Origin of the sequence: Nitrosomonas sp. Is35, assembly GCF_033063295.1 — a bacterium.
GTDB lineage: Bacteria > Pseudomonadota > Gammaproteobacteria > Burkholderiales > Nitrosomonadaceae > Nitrosomonas.
In genome coordinates, this window is the sequence record NZ_JAWJZH010000001.1 from 464616 (window position 1) to 483431 (window position 18816).

Annotated in this window: 21 protein-coding genes; 14 read left to right on the plus strand and 7 right to left on the minus strand. The window is 48.4% G+C overall.

Annotated elements, in window-relative coordinates; translation table 11 throughout:
- The first annotated feature begins 14 nt into the window (after positions 1-14).
- The 12 genes from coq7 to R2083_RS02230 all read left to right on the plus strand — a co-directional run bounded on the left by coq7 (position 15) and on the right by R2083_RS02230 (position 10990).
- A complete protein-coding gene (coq7, locus tag R2083_RS02175; protein WP_317537353.1) occupies positions 15-641 on the plus strand; it encodes a 2-polyprenyl-3-methyl-6-methoxy-1,4-benzoquinone monooxygenase in 627 nt (208 codons plus the stop codon).
- 77 nt (positions 642-718) lie between these two features.
- Complete coding sequence (locus R2083_RS02180) at positions 719-1279, plus strand: YqgE/AlgH family protein (protein WP_090315508.1); 561 nt, start codon at positions 719-721, stop codon at positions 1277-1279.
- A 13-nt stretch (positions 1280-1292) separates the two neighbouring features.
- A complete protein-coding gene (gene ruvX, locus R2083_RS02185; RefSeq protein WP_317537354.1) occupies positions 1293-1778 on the plus strand; it encodes a Holliday junction resolvase RuvX in 486 nt (161 codons plus the stop codon).
- Positions 1759-2265, plus strand: a complete 507-nt coding sequence (gene pyrR, locus R2083_RS02190; RefSeq protein WP_317537355.1) for a bifunctional pyr operon transcriptional regulator/uracil phosphoribosyltransferase PyrR — start codon at positions 1759-1761, stop codon at positions 2263-2265. Before ruvX ends, pyrR begins: the two co-directional genes overlap by 20 nt.
- Positions 2262-3221, plus strand: coding sequence for an aspartate carbamoyltransferase catalytic subunit (locus R2083_RS02195; protein WP_317529919.1), 960 nt, complete (start codon positions 2262-2264; stop codon positions 3219-3221). The genes pyrR and R2083_RS02195 overlap by 4 nt, the downstream gene beginning before the upstream one ends.
- 10 nt (positions 3222-3231) lie before the next feature.
- Positions 3232-4506: a dihydroorotase gene (locus R2083_RS02200; RefSeq protein WP_317537356.1), complete on the plus strand. Its 1275-nt coding sequence runs from the start codon at positions 3232-3234 to the stop codon at positions 4504-4506.
- A gap of 55 nt (positions 4507-4561) precedes the next feature.
- A complete protein-coding gene (locus R2083_RS02205; RefSeq protein ID WP_317537357.1) occupies positions 4562-6655 on the plus strand; it encodes a M3 family metallopeptidase in 2094 nt (697 codons plus the stop codon).
- Positions 6656-6893: 238 nt separating this feature from the next.
- Positions 6894-7676 carry a VacJ family lipoprotein gene (locus R2083_RS02210; RefSeq protein ID WP_317529922.1) on the plus strand — a complete coding sequence of 261 codons (783 nt, stop codon included), beginning with the start codon at positions 6894-6896 and terminating at the stop codon, positions 7674-7676.
- A gap of 225 nt (positions 7677-7901) precedes the next feature.
- Positions 7902-9053, plus strand: coding sequence for an NAD(P)/FAD-dependent oxidoreductase (locus R2083_RS02215; RefSeq protein WP_317537358.1), 1152 nt, complete (start codon positions 7902-7904; stop codon positions 9051-9053).
- A gap of 69 nt (positions 9054-9122) precedes the next feature.
- Positions 9123-9737 (plus strand): septation protein A, encoded by a 615-nt coding sequence (locus tag R2083_RS02220; protein ID WP_317529924.1) that lies wholly within the window; start codon positions 9123-9125, stop codon positions 9735-9737.
- Positions 9737-10039 carry a YciI family protein gene (locus tag R2083_RS02225; RefSeq protein WP_317537359.1) on the plus strand — a complete coding sequence of 101 codons (303 nt, stop codon included), beginning with the start codon at positions 9737-9739 and terminating at the stop codon, positions 10037-10039. Before R2083_RS02220 ends, R2083_RS02225 begins: the two co-directional genes overlap by 1 nt.
- Positions 10040-10195: 156 nt before the next feature.
- Positions 10196-10990, plus strand: coding sequence for a peptidylprolyl isomerase (locus tag R2083_RS02230; RefSeq protein ID WP_317537360.1), 795 nt, complete (start codon positions 10196-10198; stop codon positions 10988-10990).
- A 50-nt stretch (positions 10991-11040) separates the two neighbouring features.
- Here the strand turns inward: R2083_RS02230 and alr are convergent, their stop codons facing one another.
- On the minus strand, positions 11041-12120 hold the full coding sequence (gene alr, locus R2083_RS02235) for an alanine racemase (protein WP_317537361.1): 1080 nt from the start codon (positions 12118-12120) through the stop codon (positions 11041-11043).
- 266 nt (positions 12121-12386) lie between these two features.
- Between alr and lplT the strand changes: the two genes are divergently transcribed.
- Positions 12387-13661: a lysophospholipid transporter LplT gene (gene lplT / locus R2083_RS02240; protein WP_317529927.1), complete on the plus strand. Its 1275-nt coding sequence runs from the start codon at positions 12387-12389 to the stop codon at positions 13659-13661.
- Between the two features lie 16 nt (positions 13662-13677).
- Here the strand turns inward: lplT and R2083_RS02245 are convergent, their stop codons facing one another.
- The 6 genes from R2083_RS02245 to ispD form a co-directional block, all read right to left on the minus strand.
- A complete protein-coding gene (locus R2083_RS02245) occupies positions 13678-14406 on the minus strand; it encodes a uracil-DNA glycosylase (RefSeq protein ID WP_317529928.1) in 729 nt (242 codons plus the stop codon).
- Positions 14403-14858 (minus strand): ribosomal protein S18-alanine N-acetyltransferase, encoded by a 456-nt coding sequence (gene rimI / locus R2083_RS02250; RefSeq protein ID WP_317529929.1) that lies wholly within the window; start codon positions 14856-14858, stop codon positions 14403-14405. The genes R2083_RS02245 and rimI overlap by 4 nt, the downstream gene beginning before the upstream one ends.
- A gap of 2 nt (positions 14859-14860) precedes the next feature.
- Entirely contained in the window at positions 14861-15532 is a 672-nt protein-coding gene (gene tsaB, locus R2083_RS02255) for a tRNA (adenosine(37)-N6)-threonylcarbamoyltransferase complex dimerization subunit type 1 TsaB (RefSeq protein ID WP_317537362.1), read from the minus strand.
- An 88-nt stretch (positions 15533-15620) separates the two neighbouring features.
- The gene (thpR, locus tag R2083_RS02260; RefSeq protein ID WP_317537363.1) at positions 15621-16169 is read right to left on the minus strand and encodes an RNA 2',3'-cyclic phosphodiesterase; all 549 of its coding nucleotides are present in this window, start codon (positions 16167-16169) and stop codon (positions 15621-15623) included.
- Complete coding sequence (gene ispF / locus R2083_RS02265; protein WP_317529932.1) at positions 16162-16659, minus strand: 2-C-methyl-D-erythritol 2,4-cyclodiphosphate synthase; 498 nt, start codon at positions 16657-16659, stop codon at positions 16162-16164. The genes thpR and ispF overlap by 8 nt, the downstream gene beginning before the upstream one ends.
- Complete coding sequence (ispD, locus tag R2083_RS02270; RefSeq protein ID WP_317537364.1) at positions 16656-17360, minus strand: 2-C-methyl-D-erythritol 4-phosphate cytidylyltransferase; 705 nt, start codon at positions 17358-17360, stop codon at positions 16656-16658. Before ispD ends, ispF begins: the two co-directional genes overlap by 4 nt.
- 241 nt (positions 17361-17601) lie before the next feature.
- Here ispD and prfB point away from each other — a divergent pair.
- Positions 17602-18709, plus strand: a protein-coding gene (gene prfB, locus R2083_RS02275; protein ID WP_317529934.1) for a peptide chain release factor 2 whose coding sequence is annotated in 2 segments (ribosomal slippage) — positions 17602-17682 and positions 17684-18709 — 1107 coding nt in all. Because the reading frame shifts where the segments join, the coding sequence is not laid out codon by codon here.
- Positions 18710-18816 lie beyond the last annotated feature (107 nt).

Consider the following 18816-nt stretch of genomic DNA (forward strand, 5'->3'; position numbering starts at 1 on the left):
TGAGGTAGAAGACGATGATTACTATCGATAAGCTTATCATTGGTTTTGACAGCGCCCTGCGGACACTCTCGACGCCGGCCCAGACTTTGCGGCCTGTGCCTGGCAATGAACTGCCGGAAGCTGAAATGACGGATGCGGAGAAACGATTGTCGTGTGCGTTGATGCGGGTGAACCATGTCGGTGAAGTATGCGCGCAAGCGTTGTATCAGGGGCAGGGACTGACAGCACGCAACGAAACGGTGCAGCAAACACTGATGCAGGCCGCGCGTGAAGAAACCGAGCATCTGGCCTGGACGGAGCGCCGTATCGCTGAACTGGGCGGGCATAAAAGTTTCCTGAACCCGCTCTGGTACGGCGGATCTTTTGCCATCGGTGTAGTAGCAGGCATGCTGGGGGATAAATGGAACCTGGGTTTTCTTGCCGAAACGGAACACCAAGTCGGCGCCCATCTGGCTGGTCATCTGGAGCGTTTGCCCAATCATGACGAGAGAAGCCGCGCCATCGTGTCGCAAATGAAAATTGACGAAGCCAGTCATGCGACCATGGCATTGTCATATGGTGGCGCAGAACTGCCGTTGCCGGTAAAGTTAACCATGAAACTTGGATCGAAATTAATGACTCATACCGCATACTGGGTTTGAGCGCGGCATTACACTGGAAAGATATCGGATAAGAGAGAAATCAGAATAGTCAGTTCATCGGTCAAAACACATTCGCAATGAAAAGTATTAATCTGACACATCATTTTCTAATTGCAATGCCGGCAATGGCAGATTCTGTCTTTTCCAAAACACTGACGTATGTTTGTGAGCATAACGAGCAAGGCGCGCTCGGTATCGTCATCAACCGCCCCACCGATCTGACACTGATCAATCTTTTCAAACAATTGGGGATTCCACCGGCAGATTCTCTGGCGGATGCGGCGCCGGTGTTATTTGGCGGGCCGGTGCAACTCGACTGCGGATTTGTGCTGCATCAACCGGTCGGTAAGTGGCAATCCACGCTGGCTGTGAATGGGGAAGTGGGATTGACCACCTCGTTGGATATTTTAAAGGCCATCGCCAATGCCGAAGGGCCGGATCAAGTCTTGATCGCGATGGGTTATGCAGGCTGGGCTGCGGGACAAATCGAACATGAATTGGCTCAGAACGCCTGGTTGACCGTGCCTGCATCAACCAATGTGATATTCGATATGCCAACAGAAGAAAGGCTACCGGCTGCGATGCAGCTACTGGGGATTCAGGACGCCAATCTATCCAATGAAGTCGGGCATGCCTAAATATTAGTTCTGTATGACGGAAAGTCTTCTCGATGAACCACCGGAAAATCATGTGCCAGAACAGCTTCCAGCCGGAGCCGTGCTGGCCTTTGATTTCGGAAAAAAACGCATTGGTGTGGCGATTGGCAATACAGCCGTGGGGGTGGCGCATCCGCTGGCCACGGTGGACAGTGAATTGACGGAGCGGCGTTTCGCGCTGATCGGGCAATTGATCCAAACCTGGCAGCCGGTTTTGCTGGTTGTGGGTTTGCCGCTGCATAGCGACGGCACGGCGCATGAATTGACGCAATTAAGTCAGCGTTTCGCGCGGCGGCTGTCAGGCCGTTTTAATATCCAAGTGATCATGAAAGACGAGCGCTATACCAGCGAAACAGCCAGTGCAACGTTACGCGAAGCCGGTATCACAGGAAGAAAACAAAAAGCGGTATTGGATCAGATCGCGGCACAACAAATCCTTCAATCATTTTTTGACGAGCAGTATGCAATTACCAGACGCTGAGAAAGCATTCGACAGTCTTGCTAAAAAAATCCAAGCCGATGCGGGCAGGGATTTTGCGCTGGTTGGTATTCACACCGGCGGGGTGTGGCTGGCCGAGCGCCTGCATCAAGCACTGGGGATCCAGCAACCGCTAGGGACGCTGGACGTTGCTTTTTATCGTGACGATTTCGATAAGATAGGCTTGCATCCACAGGTTAAGCCGTCGGAAATACCGTTCGCAGTGGAAGGTGCGCATATTCTGCTGGTGGACGATGTGTTGCAGACGGGGCGTACCATCCGTGCTGCGATCAACGAGTTGTTCGATTACGGTCGCCCCGCTTCGATTAGTTTTGCCGCTTTAGTCGACCGGGGCGGCAGGGAATTGCCGATAGCCGCGCAATATACCGGCATTACGCTGGAGTTACCGGCGGATAAAATGCTTGAGTTAAAGTGTGGAGAGAACGGAAAGTTAAGCTTTCATTTGTACGATAAGAGTCTTCCGGAATGATCAATAGGAACCCGCAGCTGGATGAAGATGGCGTGTTGCAGCATTTGCTGACAACCGAGGGATTACCCGCTTCTGTTTTATTGCATATCCTGGATACCGCAGAGTCATTTGTCGGTGTCACGGAACGTGATGTCAAAAAAATTCCCCTGTTGCGCGGGAAGTCAATATTCAATCTTTTTTTCGAACCGAGCACGCGCACGCGCACAACCTTTGAAATCGCCGCCAAGCGCTTATCGGCGGATGTGTTCAATCTCAATATTGCCGTTTCAGCGCAATCCAAGGGCGAGACGCTGCTGGATACGGTCAACAATCTTTCCGCGATGAATGCGGATATGTTTGTCGTGCGGCATGCGCAGAGCGGCGCGGCGCATTTGATTGCAAAACATGTGCAACCGGATATTCATGTGATCAATGCTGGCGATGGCAGTCACGCGCATCCGACCCAGGCTTTATTGGATATGTTTACGATCCGGCGCTACAAAAGTGATTTCCGCAACTTGCGCGTGGCGATTATTGGTGACATTTTGCATTCCCGAGTGGCGCGCTCCCAAATTCATGCGTTGACCACGCTTGGTGTGCCGGAAGTACGTGTGATCGCGCCTAAAACGCTGCTGCCCAAAATGGTGGAACGCTTGGGGGTGCACGTTTATCACGATATGGCCAAGGGACTCAAGGACATTGACGTGCTGATGATGTTGCGCTTGCAGAATGAGCGCATGAAAGGTGCGAATCTGCCCAGCCCGGAGGAATATTTTAAATATTATGGGCTGACCCCGGAAAAACTGTCGCTCGCCCGGCGCGATGCTATCGTGATGCATCCGGGGCCGATGAATCGCGGTGTCGAAATTGATTCGGAAGTCGCGGATGGCAAACAGTCGGTGATTCTCCCGCAAGTGACATTCGGCATAGCGGTGCGCATGGCGGTGATGTCAATTCTGGCAGGCAATCAGGTTTAGAGGCGGTTGCATGAAAATTCATATTAAAAATGGGCGCTTGATCGATCCAAAAAACGGTATCGATGCCGTGCAAGATATTTTTATTGCCAAAGGTAAAATCGTTGCCATCGGTGCGGCGCCGGATGAATTTCAAGCCAGCCGGGCGATCGATGCGCAATCGCTGATCGTGTGTCCGGGGCTGGTCGATTTGTCCGTGCGTCTGCGTGAACCGGGGCTGGAATATATGGCTACGCTGGAATCGGAAATGGCCGCGGCGGTTGCCGGTGGTGTTACGAGCATCGCCTGTCCGCCGGACACCGATCCGCCTTTGGACGAGCCGGGGCTGGTGGAAATGCTGAAACATCGCGCCAAAAGCCTCAATCAGGCGCATGTCTATCCGATTGGCGCATTGACACAAGGATTGAAAGGTGAACGCTTAACCGAGATGGCCGAACTGAACGACGCCGGATGCGTGGTTTTTGGGCAATCGGACGGGTTATTACCGAATTTGCGGGTGCTCATGCAGGCCATGTTGTATGCATCGACGTTCGGTTTCAGCGTGTGGTTGCGTCCGCAGGAAATCACGCTGACCGGCGATGGCGTGGCGCATGATGGCGAAGTGGCAACCCGGCTGGGTTTGCTGACAGTTCCCGTATGCGCTGAAACGATTGCCATCGGCAATATTATTTTATTGACCAAGGAAACCGGCGTCAGAGTGCACTTGTGCCGGATTTCCAGCGCTGAAGGGCTGGCGATGATTCGTACAGCCAGGCAGCAAGGTTTGCCGATCACCTGCGACGTGTCGATTAATCATCTGCACTTGTCGGATATGGATATCGGGTTTTTTGATTCCAATTGTCACCTGATGCCGCCATTGCGCAGCTCGAGTGATCGTGATGCGTTGCGTCACGGTTTGCTGGATGGCACGATCGGCGCGATTTGTTCGGATCATGCGCCGGTGGATGAAGACGCCAAATTATTGCCGTTCGGTCAATCCGAGGTTGGCGCGACGGGGGTAGAGTTGTTACTGCCGCTCACTTTGAAATGGGGATCGGAAATGCGCCTGCCATTGCTCAACGTGTTATCCAAGATTACCTCGGATCCGGCCCGGATACTGGGAATTGACGCAGGGCATTTATCGCTTGGCAGTGCTGCGGATATCTGTATTTTTGATCCTGACCATTACTGGAAGGTGACCTCATCAGCCATTCAAAGCCAAGGAAAGAACACGCCTTTTATGGGGATGGAGATACCGGGTGGTGTTAAATATACCCTGGTAAATGGTCATATTGTTTACGAGTGCTGAGTCTTCAGCAAAATTTCCCTATCATTTTTGTTTTTAACCGATCATTTGGAGCGCCATGTCAAACCCATTACTTGATTTTTCCGGACTGCCCTGTTTTGCAGAAATAAAGAACGAAGATATCACGCCAGCGATTGAAGCGTTATTACAGGAAAATCGCGCGGTGATTGACAAGGTGCGGGCGGATGACAAAGCATCTACCTGGCAGACTTTTGTGCAGCCGATGACCGATGCCAATGAACGGTTATCCCGTGCTTGGGGACAAGTGTCGCATCTGAACGCGGTGATGAATACGCCGGAGCTGCGTGAGACCTATAATGCTAATCTGCCTTTGATCACGCAGTTTTATGCCGAGTTATCGCAAGATGTGCGGTTGTTTGAGAAATTTAAACAGTTACGTGCAAGTGCGGAATTCGATCAACTGACTCCGGCGCGGAAGCGAATCATCGACAATGAATTGCGCGATTTCCGTTTGGGTGGTGCCGAGTTACCGGCTGAAAAGAAACAACGTTTCTTGCAAATCCAGGAAGAACTATCCAAGTTGACGTCCACGTTCAGCGATAATTTACTCGACGCCACTAATGCTTATTCATTATTGATTGAAGATGCGGAGAAGGTGGCGGGTATTCCGGACGATGTGCTGCAATCGGCGCAACAGTTAGCCGTAGCGGATGGCAAAACAGGCTGGAAATTCACCCTGCACATGCCATCGTATCTTCCCGTGCTGCAATACGCCGATAACCGCGATTTGCGCGAACAAATGTACCGCGCCTATGCGACGCGCGCCAGCGAGTTCGATAGTCAGGGTGATTCGAGCAAAGATAATATGCCGTTGATCAACAAAATACTGGAGCTACGCCGCGAAGCGGCGCAAATGCTCGGCTATGATAATTATGCCGAGGTTTCGCTGGCGACAAAAATGGCAACTTCTCCGCAGCAAGTTTTGGATTTCCTGACGAAGCTGGCTGCTAAGGCGAAACCATACGCTGTGGGCGATCTACAGGCATTGCAGCAGTTTGCCGCAGAGAAATTGAATCTGCCGGGACTTGAAGCATGGGATTTGGCGTATGTCAGTGAGAAATTGCGGCAAGAGCGCTACGCTTTTTCGGACCAGGAGGTTAAACAATACTTTCCAGAGGATAAAGTATTGACCGGTATGTTTAAAGTGGTGGAAAAGCTGTACGGCATCCGCATCACGCTTGCGGCGCCTGCACGCAATATTCAGCGCTGGCATCCCGATGTCAAGTTCTTTGATATTCACGACGCCAATAGTCAATTAATCGGTCAATTTTATTTGGATCTCTATGCGCGGCCTACCAAACGTGGCGGCGCCTGGATGGATGACGCGATTACGCGCCGCCGGATCGATAATCAACAAACGGGAAAAAACGGGATACAACTGCCGGTCGCATACCTTACGTGTAATTTCTCGGCACCGGTTACGATGGATGATCAACCCCGTCCAGCTTTATTTACGCATAATGAAGTGATTGTGTTGTTTCATGAGTTTGGTCATGGTTTGCATCATTTGATGACCAAAGTGGAAGACTTGGGGGTATCCGGAATTAACGGCGTTGAGTGGGACGCGGTGGAGCTGCCAAGCCAGTTCATGGAAAATTTTTGCTGGGAATGGGATGTGTTGACCGGAATGACTCAGCACATTGAAACAGGAGAATCATTACCCAAAGCGCTGTTCGATAAGATGATAAAAGCCAAGAATTTTCAAAGTGGCTTGCAGATGCTACGGCAGATTGAGTTTGCGCTGTTCGATATGCATGTGCACTTCGATTTTAAACCGGACGGCGATCGGACGGTATTACAGTTACTGGATGATATCCGCAATCAGGTCGCGGTAATTATTCCACCGGACTTCAACCGTTTCCCCAACAGTTTCGCGCATATTTTTGCCGGAGGCTATGCCGCGGGCTACTACAGTTATAAATGGGCGGAAGTGCTTTCGGCGGATGCCTACAGCATGTTTGAAGAAACCGCTTCGGATGGTGTCGTGAATGCAGCGACGGGTTCGCATTTTCTGGAAGAAATTCTGGCTGTGGGAGGAAGCCGCTCCGCACTCGAGTCATTTATTGCGTTTCGAGGCCGTGAGCCGGAATTGGATGCGTTATTGCGCCATAGCGGGATGGAAACGGCGTAACCGGAGAATTGCATCGTTTTGTCCATGCTATTGTTGAATCCATAATTTATAAAGTGCGGGCATAATTTGTCGTATATTGAACGCCGGGCACCTGATGAATTGGAAACTTCCTAATTATTCCGCATAGTATCGATGGATGACCGCCTGAACAAAAATAGCACTTTGTGCGAGGTTGTATTGAACCTATCGTATAAATGTGGCAAGATCGACCGAAATTTTTATTAGAAGAAATAAGAACATGATTAATATTATCCGTACCGTAGCTATTGCTGTGCTGGTTTCTGGTTTGTTTTTAACGGGTTGTGCCTCAACGAAGACAGCGGCGAGCGCGAACGTGAACAACCAAAATAGTGTGAACGATCCTCTGGAATCCATGAATCGCGCTGTTTTTAATTTCAATGAAATGGTGTACGACAATGTTTTTGACCCTGTGGCCAGAGGCTATAAGCGGGTTACACCTGATCCGGTTGAACTGGTTGTTGGAAACTTTTTCTCCAATTTGAACGAAGTGGTGGTAATCACTAACTCCGTGCTGCAATTAAATTACGAGAGCGCGCTTGCCAGTAGTGCACGTTTATTGGTCAATACCACTTTCGGGATATTCGGCATGATCGATATCGCGAGTGATATCAGTGCTGTGAGCGATATTAATCTCAGCAAACGAAATGAAGATTTTGGTCAGACACTGGGACGCTATGGAGTCGGCAGTGGGCCTTACATTGTATTGCCTTTGCTGGGGCCAAGTTCTGTTCGTGATACATTCGGTATCGCTGTCGACAGCTTCTTTATGGATCCTGTGACGCAAGGGGTGACGGGTGTTTTTATGACCGGTGTTCCTTATCTTAATACAACGGCGCTACGTCTCCCTGTAGCTGCAGCGAGAACGGTTAATGCGCGGGCGCAATTCCTGGAACAAGATAAGACACTCGAGGAAGCTGCATTGGACAAGTATGAATTCGTGCGCGATGCTTATTTGCAAAGACGTACAAGTCTGGTGAACAACAAGGCTGAAGAAAAATAGATAGCGCGGGAATCTTTTTTGATCCCGGATGCGTGCCGCATCCGTGCGCATACAAATAGAGTAGATACAACAAGGCACATTGATTAGGAAGCGTACTCCGCTAATCAGTGTGCCTTGTTTTTTGTCAATCCAGGAAAAAAAGCCGATTGCCGCTATGCCGCTACGATGGCAGTCATAGGGTTAGCGTGAATGAGGTGGATTTAGTGATGGTGGAGATTTGAGTTAATGAAGAATTCCGTAGTTATTATAGGAAGCGGATTAGCCGGTTATGCGGTGGCGCGAGAATTACGTAAACTAAATACGGAATTTGATGTCATCATGCTATCTGCCGATCATGGTGGTTTTTATTCCAAGCCCATGCTGTCAAATGCATTGTCATCCGGGAAAACTCCCGAATCGATTGTCAACGGTGACGCCACTCAAATGGCATCACAATTGAAGATTTCCATTCGACCCCACTGCCGTGTCAGTGCGATTGATCAAGCCGCGCGCGCAGTGACATTGGCCGATGGTGAGAAAATTCCCTACAGTCAATTGGTTTTGGCGTTGGGCGCTGATCAAGTGCATTTGCCGCTTTCGGGCGATGGTGTGTCGAGTATATTGACTATTAATGATCTTGACGATTATAAAAAATTTCGCGTTGCACTGACCGGAAAAAAACGTATCAGCATTATTGGCGCGGGTTTGATCGGTTGTGAATTTGCCAACGATCTGGCAACCGCCGGTTACCATGTCGATGTGATAGATATCAGCGCGCAGCCGCTGGGGCGTCTTCTGCCGCCAGCAGGCGGGGCCTTTATACGGCAAAGGCTGGAAGCGGCGGGTGTGGTATTTCATTTGAACGCAACCACACAGTCCATTGATCAAGCGCAAGAAAGACTACGCCTGACATTCGCCGATGGCAACGTAATTGAATCAGATATCGTTTTGTCCGCGGTTGGGTTACGCGCACGTACACAACTGGCCGCATCAGCCGGTATTCCTGTTAATCGCGGAATTGTCGTTAACCGCTTGTTACAAACACAGTTTGACGATATCTATGCCTTGGGCGATTGCGCCGAAGTTGCAGGAAAAGTGTTGCCTTTTGTGATGCCGATCACGCATGCAGCCCGGGCTCTGGCGGCAACGCTTGCAGGCAATCCGACAGAGGTTCGTTATCCGGCGATGCCGGTTATCGTTAAAACACCGGCGTGTCCTGCGGTTGTTTCACCACCCGATTTCACTATAAAAGGTGAATGGCATGTGGAAGCCGATCAAAATGGTGTAAAGGCGCTCTATAAAGATGATACCGGTCGATTGCTTGGTTATGCTTTGTTGGGTGCGGCGACGCAGGAGAAAAATAGCCTCACTCCTCATTTACCTCCGGTATTGGAGTAAGAAACATTTCTTGCTTTTGATGATCTACTCTCGGACGAGCCATTTAAAAAATTCACGATACGTGCAGCGATGAAATTTCTCTTTGATCTATTCCCGGTAATTTTATTTTTCCTGGCGTTCAAGCTGTACGATATCTTCATCGCCACTGCGGTTGCGATAGTGGCAGCGATTGCACAAATAGTTTGGCTTTGGTTTCGCAATCGCCACGTCGATAAGATGATGTGGATCAATTTGGCTGTTATCGTCATTTTTGGTGGTGCGACATTAATATCCCAGGATGAGATGTTTATCAAATGGAAACCAACCGTGTTGTATTGGTTGATCGCAACCGTTTTATTAGGATCCAATGTAATTTTTAGAAAAAACCTGATACAGGCCATGCTTGAGAAACAGATGGTTTTACCGCCTTTTGTCTGGAGCAGACTCAATTTAAGCTGGGTGGGGTTTTTTCTTACGATGGGGTGTGTCAACCTTTATGTCGCGTTTAATTTTCCGGTAGATACCTGGGTTACATTTAAGCTTTTTGGTGCGACGGGATTGATGCTTGTTTTTGTTATCGGACAAGTGTTGATGTTGGGAAAATATTTGAAAGATGCACCGGCCACATTGACTGCGGATGCTCCTGCCGGTGAGCCGGATGATTTCAAGGGTGAAAGAGAAAATAAAGCGAACAAGGAACGATAATGTTATATGCCATTAATGGAGAAGATGTGCCGGATAGCTTGGGAAAACGGATGGCAGTCCGTCCGGAGCATCTGAAAAGAATTCAAGTATTACAAGATGAAGGACGCTTGGTTTTGGCCGGTCCTTATCCGGCTATCGACAGTCAAGATCCTGGTCCTGCAGGGTTTTCCGGCAGTTTGATTGTAGCTGAGTTTGAGTCCTTGGAGGCAGCGCAGGCGTGGGCTAACGCCGATCCCTACGTGAGTGCGGGCGTCTATCAGAAAGTGACCGTAAAGCCTTTTAAAAAAGTGTTACCGGCGTAAGGCAACTGCAAAACCATTTCTTCAACAGTATCAAGTTATTCAATAGAAATAATGGGCTGTAGAGATTCACGTCGATTCAGTTAAGGCGTATACTTTCTCGCGGCGATATATTCTGGCGAATATAAATTTTATCTCAATCACAAAAAAGGAAATTCAATGCGTTTGACGAAATTCTCACAGGCAATGATGATTAGTGTTTTAGGAGTGATGACGCTATCAGCTCAAGCCCAATCGACAGGTACCGTGGCTAAGGTGAATGGCGTAGCAATTCCGCAGTCACGTCTGGAATTAATGGTGAAGGCCAGTGCGGCGCAGGGACAGCCTGATGGTCCGGAAATGAGAAAGGCTTTGCGTGAAAATCTGATTGCTGAAGAGATCCTCGCGCAAGAAGCAGTGAAAAAGAAGCTGGATAAAGATCCCGACGTAATTGCACAACTCGAAATAGCTCGTCAGGCAGTGCTGGTCAGAGCTTTCCAAGCGGATTACATCAGAAATAATGTGGTGAGTGAAGAGACTTTGCGCAAAGAATACGAAGTTCTGAAAGTGCAAATGGGGGATAAAGAATACAAGGCACGCCATATTCTTGTCGCCAATGAAAATGAAGCCAAGGATATTATTGCAAAACTCAAAAAAGGCGGTAATTTTGCAAAAATAGCTGAAGAGAAATCGGTTGATGACGGCAGTAAAGAAAATGGCGGTGAGCTTAATTGGAGCCCACCGGCAGCTTATGTCAGACCATTTTCCGAAGCACTGGTGAAATTATCCAAAGGGGGATTGACGGAACAACCCGTGCAAACATCTTTTGGCTGGCACGTGATTCAGTTAATGGATATCCGTCCAATGGAAGTACCACCTTTTGAAGAAGTTAAACAAAATATTCAGCAACGTGTATTGCAGCGCGAATTTGGAACAGTGGTGCAAGAATTGCGCAGCAAAGCAAAAGTAGAGTAGCACTTGTAATTGCGTGTGTCCTGGATAGATCGGATTGCGATGCTGTGTTTTTACAGCGAAGCAGTCTTTTCTACCCGGGGGGATAGTGCGCAAAGCAACTCATAGCTGGTTGTACCGGCACTCTGAGCAACTTCATCAACATCCAATCCTTTGCCCCATAATGTAACGGGGCTATTCAGTCCGGCATTTTCAATACCGGTTAAGTCTACCGCAAGCATGTCCATTGACACCCGGCCCAACAACCGGCTGCGTTGATTATTGATCAATACTGGGGTGTTTGTTGGCGCGTGGCGTGGATATCCATCCGCGTAGCCGCATGCGACAATACCGATGCGCATTGGCTCGGCCGTTTGAAAAAGGCCGTGATAACCGACTCTGTCACCAACTCCCAAATCCTGTGTGGCAATAATTCTGCTCGAAAGCGTCATGACGGGTTGCAAGTGCAACTCTGCTGCGGTTTTATCCGTAAAAGGCGAGGCCCCGTATAGCATAATGCCAGGGCGCACCCAATCGGTATGCGTGACAGGATAACGAATGATTGCTGCTGAATTTGCGAGTGAGCTGGGATAATGGCGGTACTCTTTCGTGATGGTTTCAAAGTACTGTAACTGCCCAATGACATTCTCTGCTTCGCCAGGTTCATCAGCGGAAGCAAAATGTGTCATCAATGTAATGTTTTTGTAGTATTGCTTCTCGATCAGTGTGCCGATGGCTTGTGAAAATTGCTGTGGCGCTAGCCCCAAACGATTCATCCCAGTATTAATCTTTATAAATAAATCAATGTTGTAATGCTTGGAAGCTGACAACATGGCAATTTGCTCAGCATGATGGACGACCGCGCTCAAACGGTATTGCTCAAGAATTGCTAATTCTTCGGTTGAAAAAAAACCTTCCAGGAGCAAGATCGGATGCTGGTAACCGGCATCACGCAGGCATATTGCCGCATCCAGCTCCAGTAATCCGAATCCATCGGCGTTTTTTAGGGCGCTGGCGCTATGGAGTAATCCATGACCGTAAGCATTGGCTTTAAGGATTGCCATGATGCGCGACTGTGGGGCATGTTGGCGGACTACGGATAGATTATGGGTTAAAGCGGTAAGGTCGATAAAAGCTTGGGTAGGGCGTGGCATGAATTTAATGTTCAGAATAAGCAAGAGCGAGTATTATTCGCAAGTTTTTTTATAATAATCTAATTTTGTGATACCGATTTAACTATTATGTCGACATACCTTAACATGCGAAGCGGCATGATATGCTAATCTAATCTTGTGCGCCCGACTGGAAGCGCTTGAATAGATCTGCAGTTGGTGATTTTGTTACACAGGTGATGTGTTGCATGAAAGAATGACTCAACACCTGAATTCACTCAGAAAAAATAAATATACAAGGAAATAGCTTGGAACGCGGTTTTTATACGATTATGGCAGCGCAGTTTTTCTCTTCTTTGGCAGATAACGCGTTGCTGGTTGTGGCGATTGCACTGTTGATTGATTTACATGCACCTGCCTATTTAACACCCATGCTGAAGTTTGTTTTCGTGTTGTTCTACGTGATTCTGGCTCCTTTCGTTGGCGCATTTGCGGATTCTATGCCGAAAGGGCGCGTCATGTTCATTAGCAACACCATCAAAATTACCGGCTGTGGATTACTCTTCATCGCCATGCATCAATATTTCGCATTGGCTGCGTACGCGGTAGTGGGACTCGGTGCGGCCGCTTATTCGCCTGCCAAGTACGGCATTTTGACCGAATTATTGCCCGCGGAGAAATTGGTGATCGCCAATGGCTGGATCGAAGGATTAACGGTAGCATCGATAGTGCTGGGTACGGTATTGGGCGGTGTGCTGATTACACCGGCTGTAGCAGGCACGCTGCTGCAGTTTGATTTTCCTGTGATCGACACGGGGATCGATAACGCATTGGAAAGCGGTATCCTGATCATCGCCGTCATTTACGCCATCGCCGCGTTGTTTAATCTGTATATCCCGAATACCGGCGTTGATCATCGCATTCCCAAAAAGAATCCTTTCTTTCTGATTCACGAGTTTAGACACTGTGTGAAATTATTATGGACCGACAAGCTGGGGCAGATCTCGCTTGCGGTGACCACGCTGTTTTGGGGCGCGGGTGCGACATTACAGTTTATTGTGTTGAAATGGGCCGAAGTGGCGATGAATTATCCGCTCAATCAAGCTGCGCAATTGCAGGGTGTGGTTGCAGTGGGAATTGCCGTGGGCGCTGTGATGGCAGCCCGGTGGATTTCGCTGCGGCAGTCCGTCAAAGTGATTCCATTGGGCATTGCGATGGGCATTGTGGTGATGGCGATGATTCTGGTAAAAGATTTATGGATCGCAATCGCATTGCTGATGCTGATTGGCGGCCTGGCAGGATTCTTCGTGGTACCGATGAATGCTTTACTGCAACATCGCGGACATATTTTGATGGGTGCGGGGCATTCCATTGCGGTGCAAAATTTCAATGAAAACCTGAGTATTCTGGCGATGTTGTTACTCTATGCATTGCTGATATGGTTTGAAGTGCACATCTATATTGTGATTGCCGCTTTCGGATTATTTGTTTCTGTCATGATGGCATTGATACGGAAATGGCATTTATTAAATCAAAGTAAAGAAGACTCGCTTCATTTGATCGGGGCAAAGAAAATACACTGATCATGAAGGGCAGATGCTATCGCAGTGATTGCATCGTTGTTTGTGCGAAACACAAATCTTTCCAAGCTTTTGCTTTTTCAGGCAGAGAACGTAGCAGATAAGCCGGATGGTAGGTAACAATCAACGGTATGCCTGAATAATCGTGTACTTTGCCACGCAAACTGGAAATGCTGTCGTCGCACTTCAGAAGATTCTGCGCGGCAACCTTGCCTAACGCGACGATGAGCTTGGGTCTGATTAATGTGATCTGCCGGGTTAAGTAAGGTTCGCATTGCAGTGCTTCATTCGAGCTCGGATTTCTGTTATTGGGCGGGCGGCACTTGACGATATTGGCGATATAAACGTGCTCGCCGCGCTTTAAGTGAATCGCAGCAAGCATTTGGTCCAGCAGCTTGCCGGCTTGACCGACAAACGGTTCGCCGATTTCATCTTCGCGCGCGCCGGGGCCTTCTCCGACAAATAGCCAATCGGCATTTTCAGCGCCAACGCCAAATACGGTCTGGGTGCGTGTTTGGCTTAAAGGGCATGCAACACAATGTGCTACCGCCGCCTTCAACTGATCCCAATCCATCTGAGTTATGGGCGACTGTGCCGTACTTTTCTCAGACTCGGACGGCAGCGGTAAATTTCCGCTTTCAGCAACATGTGGTTCAGCTGCTTCGCTGTGCTGCGTAGTGTCTGATTTTAACCGCCACACCGGCAGCAAATTCAACTCCTTCAGTATTTGCCTGCGCCGGGTATTCATAACATCAGCCGCATAACAAGCGCATCTTCGCGTCCGCACATGGCGGGGTAGTAGCCTTTGCGTGTGGCGATATGCTGAAAACCCATTTGTTTGTATAGCTGTGCGGCACCTTGATTGGATTCGCGCACATCCAGGAAAATCGATTTTGCGTTTTGTTCTTTGGCATGCTGAATGAGGAATTGCAGCATTTTTTTCCCCAAGCCCTGTTTTTGCCAGTTGGCGGCAATGCCGAGGGTGAGGATATGGCCTTCTTCAGGACTCATCATCATGATTCCGTAACCCATCAGCGCATCGGTTTGTTGCAGAACCCGGCACACATATCCGGTTTTGATGGAATCGGCAAAGTTTCCCAGTGACCATGGAAACAGAAAGATTTCCCGCTCGATCAGGATAATACGATCCAGATCGGAAAGTTGCATCGGTCTGATTTCAATAGGTTGTTGCGCTGCCATGTTCATCGCTCGTTTTCCTTTAGCGCGACTTTGTTGCGGATATATACGGGCATTGCATGAGCCGGATCAATACATGCGCCATCGCGGAATTTAGGAAGCGCAAGTTGCGCCACTTCTAGTGCTCGCGGGTGTAGTCCATAATGTATCTGCTGAATATGTTCGCGATACAACTGCGATAAATCCGGATAAACATCAAAACCGCTGCCGCATCCATGCCACCCATTACCGGAAACTGCTGGCGCTTGTTGCGGCAGGCAGAGTGCGGGCGGGTTGATAATTGTCCAGCCGATATGTGCCGATTTCTGATAGGCGGCATAATAAAGCTCACCCATACGGGCATCAAGGGCTACGATCACTTTTTCTGCGTCAGCTTGTTGAGCGACAGCTTCCAGTGTGCTGATTGCCGCAACCGGGAGGCCGGTGGCGTAAGCCAAACCTTGCGCAACGCCGCAGGCAATGCGTAGACCGGTAAAAGATCCGGGACCTGCGCCGAAAGCGATGCCATCCAATTGTTGCAATGCTAATTCTGCTTCTGCCAGGAATTTTTGTACCATCGGGAGAATCATTTCAGAATGAGTGCGTCCGGCAAGGATTTCCTGACTGGATACTGTGCCGTCCAGACTGAGTGCGACGGAACAAAATTCAGTAGAGGTTTCGAGAGCGAGAATTTTCAAGTTAATTGCGGGCCGAGGTATGTGGGAGTTTTACTGTCAATACGATTGAGAAATAAGTTAGCGCTATGAAATTCTTGCTGTTGGCTGCTTATTTTAACTGCCAGTGACCGAGTGGAACATAGTCAACGCCTGTTTGCGTTGGTTTCGATTGCAACAGAATCCATTCACTGACAGGCCAATGAATCGGATTGATCAGCTCCGTATTGACTGGATGCGCGGCTTTCCGGAAGAGCGTAAGGTGCGGTTTGTACACCCGGCGGTCAAATGGGAATCCGGCTTCTGACAGAGTTGATTGTAATGCAGCAACCAGATCGAACAGTTCAGCCGGGAATTGCTTCGCGTGGAGGTAAATAATTTGATTGTGTTTCCAATAGCTGATCTTATCCAAACAAAGCGCAAATTTCTGTGCTGCTATATTTCTCATAATGTGACGGAGCGTTTCGATGCGATGAACGCTGACATTACCCAGAAATACCAGCGTGAGGTGAAAATGCGGTATCACGATTTGTCGCCCGTCGCAAATGGGCGCCAGTAATTCTGCCTGGTGCGCCAGCTGTCTTTGTACAATTTTACTGGGAGAAATAGCAAAGAACACACGAATGGATTTTATTTCCGGATCAGCATCTTGTTTAGTCAATCTTACTTTCCGCGCGGTCGATCAGGCATACGACTTCGGCTGCGATGCCTTCTTTGCGGCCGATCGCGCCCAGATGTTCGGCTGTTTTGGCTTTAATATTGATGTTGCGTGCTGATGTTTGTAGATCTTGTGCAATATTGGCGATCATTGCCGGGATATGCGGTGCCATTTTTGGGGCTTGCGCAATAATGGTTGCATCGAGATTGACGATTTTGTAATGATTATTTTCCAGCAAACTGTATACATTGCGCAGCAGCACGCGGCTATCAATATTTTTGTAGCGCGGATCGGAATCGGAAAAGTGTTGTCCGATGTCTCCCAATGCCGCCGCACCTAACAGTGCATCACAGATGGCATGCAATAACACATCCGCGTCCGAGTGGCCAAGCAGGCCTTTTTCATGCGGGATCGTAACGCCGCCTATGATCAACTGACGTCCTTCAACCAGTTGATGAACGTCAAAACCTTGTCCTATTCTTATCGTGCTCACGGATGATTCCTTTTTTGTATGATCAATTCGGCCAAAGCCAAGTCCTGCGGGTAGGTTACTTTAAAATTGTACGCATCGCTAGGCACCAGTTTGGGATGAAGTCCTAATGCCTCAATGGCGCTGGCATCGTCCGTCACGCTAATATTTGTCGCATTTTTCAGCGCCCGGGTGAGCAGCTCGCAGCGAAACATTTGCGGTGTTTGCGCTTGCCATAGATTATCGCGTGATTCGGTTTGTCTCACGTGGTTGTCTGCGTCACTGCGCTTCAAAGTATCGGCTACAGGTACAGCCAATAATCCACCTACTGCGTCACCGGCTAATTCACTGATCAATTTATCCAGTTGATCTAATGTTAAGCAGGGTCTGGCAGCATCGTGCACCAACACCCAGTCTTGTGGATTAATCAGGTTCTTTTGCTGTGCGGCGGTAAGGCCATTGAGCACGCTGTCCGCCCGGGTTGCGCCACCGCATTGTAATACTGTTAATTTTTGAGAAAATTCGGACCAATCGGATTGAGACCAATGGGTGTCGCCGGGTGCCAGTACGATAAATACCCCCGCAATCGACCGATTGTTACATAATGTTTTGATTGCATGATAGATCATCGGTTTGCCGCATAACGGCAAGTATTGCTTGGGGAGTTCGTTCCCCATGCGTGAGCCTGAGCCAGCGGCAGGAATTAAGGCAAAGAATTTGGACATTATTTAAGCGGTGACGAGATCGGTTTTAAAAAATAGGTTAGCGGATAAAAGTGTGCGGTCAGCTAACCATATATATAAGCCGGTCATTATAATTTTTTATTAATCGCTTGTTTGAAATTGTTACCAATCGTTCTTGCGTGTTATCGGGAATATATATGCAATGACTGGATTGGCGGACGGCGCCCGGAACTAGAATCCAGTAAACGGTATAATCAGTAAATTCAAACTAAAGGTGAAATATATGGAAGCAGAACAAATTAATGCAATTTCTAATCATCTCCAGGATCTGGGCAATCGTGCCGGTGAATTACGGAGGTTTCTTTGACTTCGATGCTAAACAGACTCGATTAAATGAGTTAACGCGTTTGCTTGAGGATCCGGCAATCTGGAATGATAGTAAGCGCACTCAAGAAATTGGACAAGAAAAAAAGCTGTTGGAAGATATTGTGGTGACATTGGTATCAATGGAGCAGCAGTTGCAGGATGCGGAAGAGTTATTTCAAATTGCGAAGGAAGAAAGCGATGAAGCGGCGCTTGAGAGTATTGACGTTGATGTCAATAAGGTAGAGCAGGTCATTGCAAATCTGGAGTTTCGCCGTATGTTTTCCGATCCGATGGATCCAAAGAATTGTTTTGTCGATATTCAATCGGGTTCGGGTGGAACGGAAGCGCAAGATTGGGCTGCCATGCTTGAGCGTATGTATCTGCGCTATTGTGAAAGGCAAGGATGGGCAGTTGAAGTTTTGGAAGAGTCACCGGGGGATATTGCCGGCATCAAGAGTGCTACCTTGAAAGTGACAGGTGAATATGTGTATGGATATTTGCGCACTGAAACAGGTGTGCACCGTTTGGTTAGAAAATCACCGTTTGATTCCGGTAACCGGCGTCATACCTCATTTGCAAGTGTTTTTGTTTATCCTGAAGTCGACGATACGATAGAAATTGAAATTAATCCGGCCGATTTGCGCATAGATACATTCCGCGCATCGGGTGCGGGAGGTCAACATATCAATAAAACCGATTCCGCTATTCGCATTACTCACAATCCGACGGGGATAGTTGTGCAATGTCAAAGCGGACGTTCGCAACATAGAAACAAAGCAGATGCGATGGTTATGCTGAAATCGCGTTTGTATGAAGCGGAGCTGCGTAAACGTAACGAAGAAAAGCAAGCCATAGAAGAAACGAAGACAGATATTGGCTGGGGTCATCAAATTCGGTCTTATGTATTAGATCAGTCGCGCATAAAAGATTTGCGAACAAATGTTGAAATCGGGAATACGCAAAGTGTTTTAGATGGAGATTTGAATAGCTTTATTGAAGCGAGCCTGAAACAGGGTGTGAAATGATAATTTAAATAAAAAAAGATGAGCAGCATGAGTGACTGTAATTAAAGGAATTTTCTCAGTAGGCAAGCTTCTTGAGGTTATTTAATTAAAATTATCTGCAGAAATTG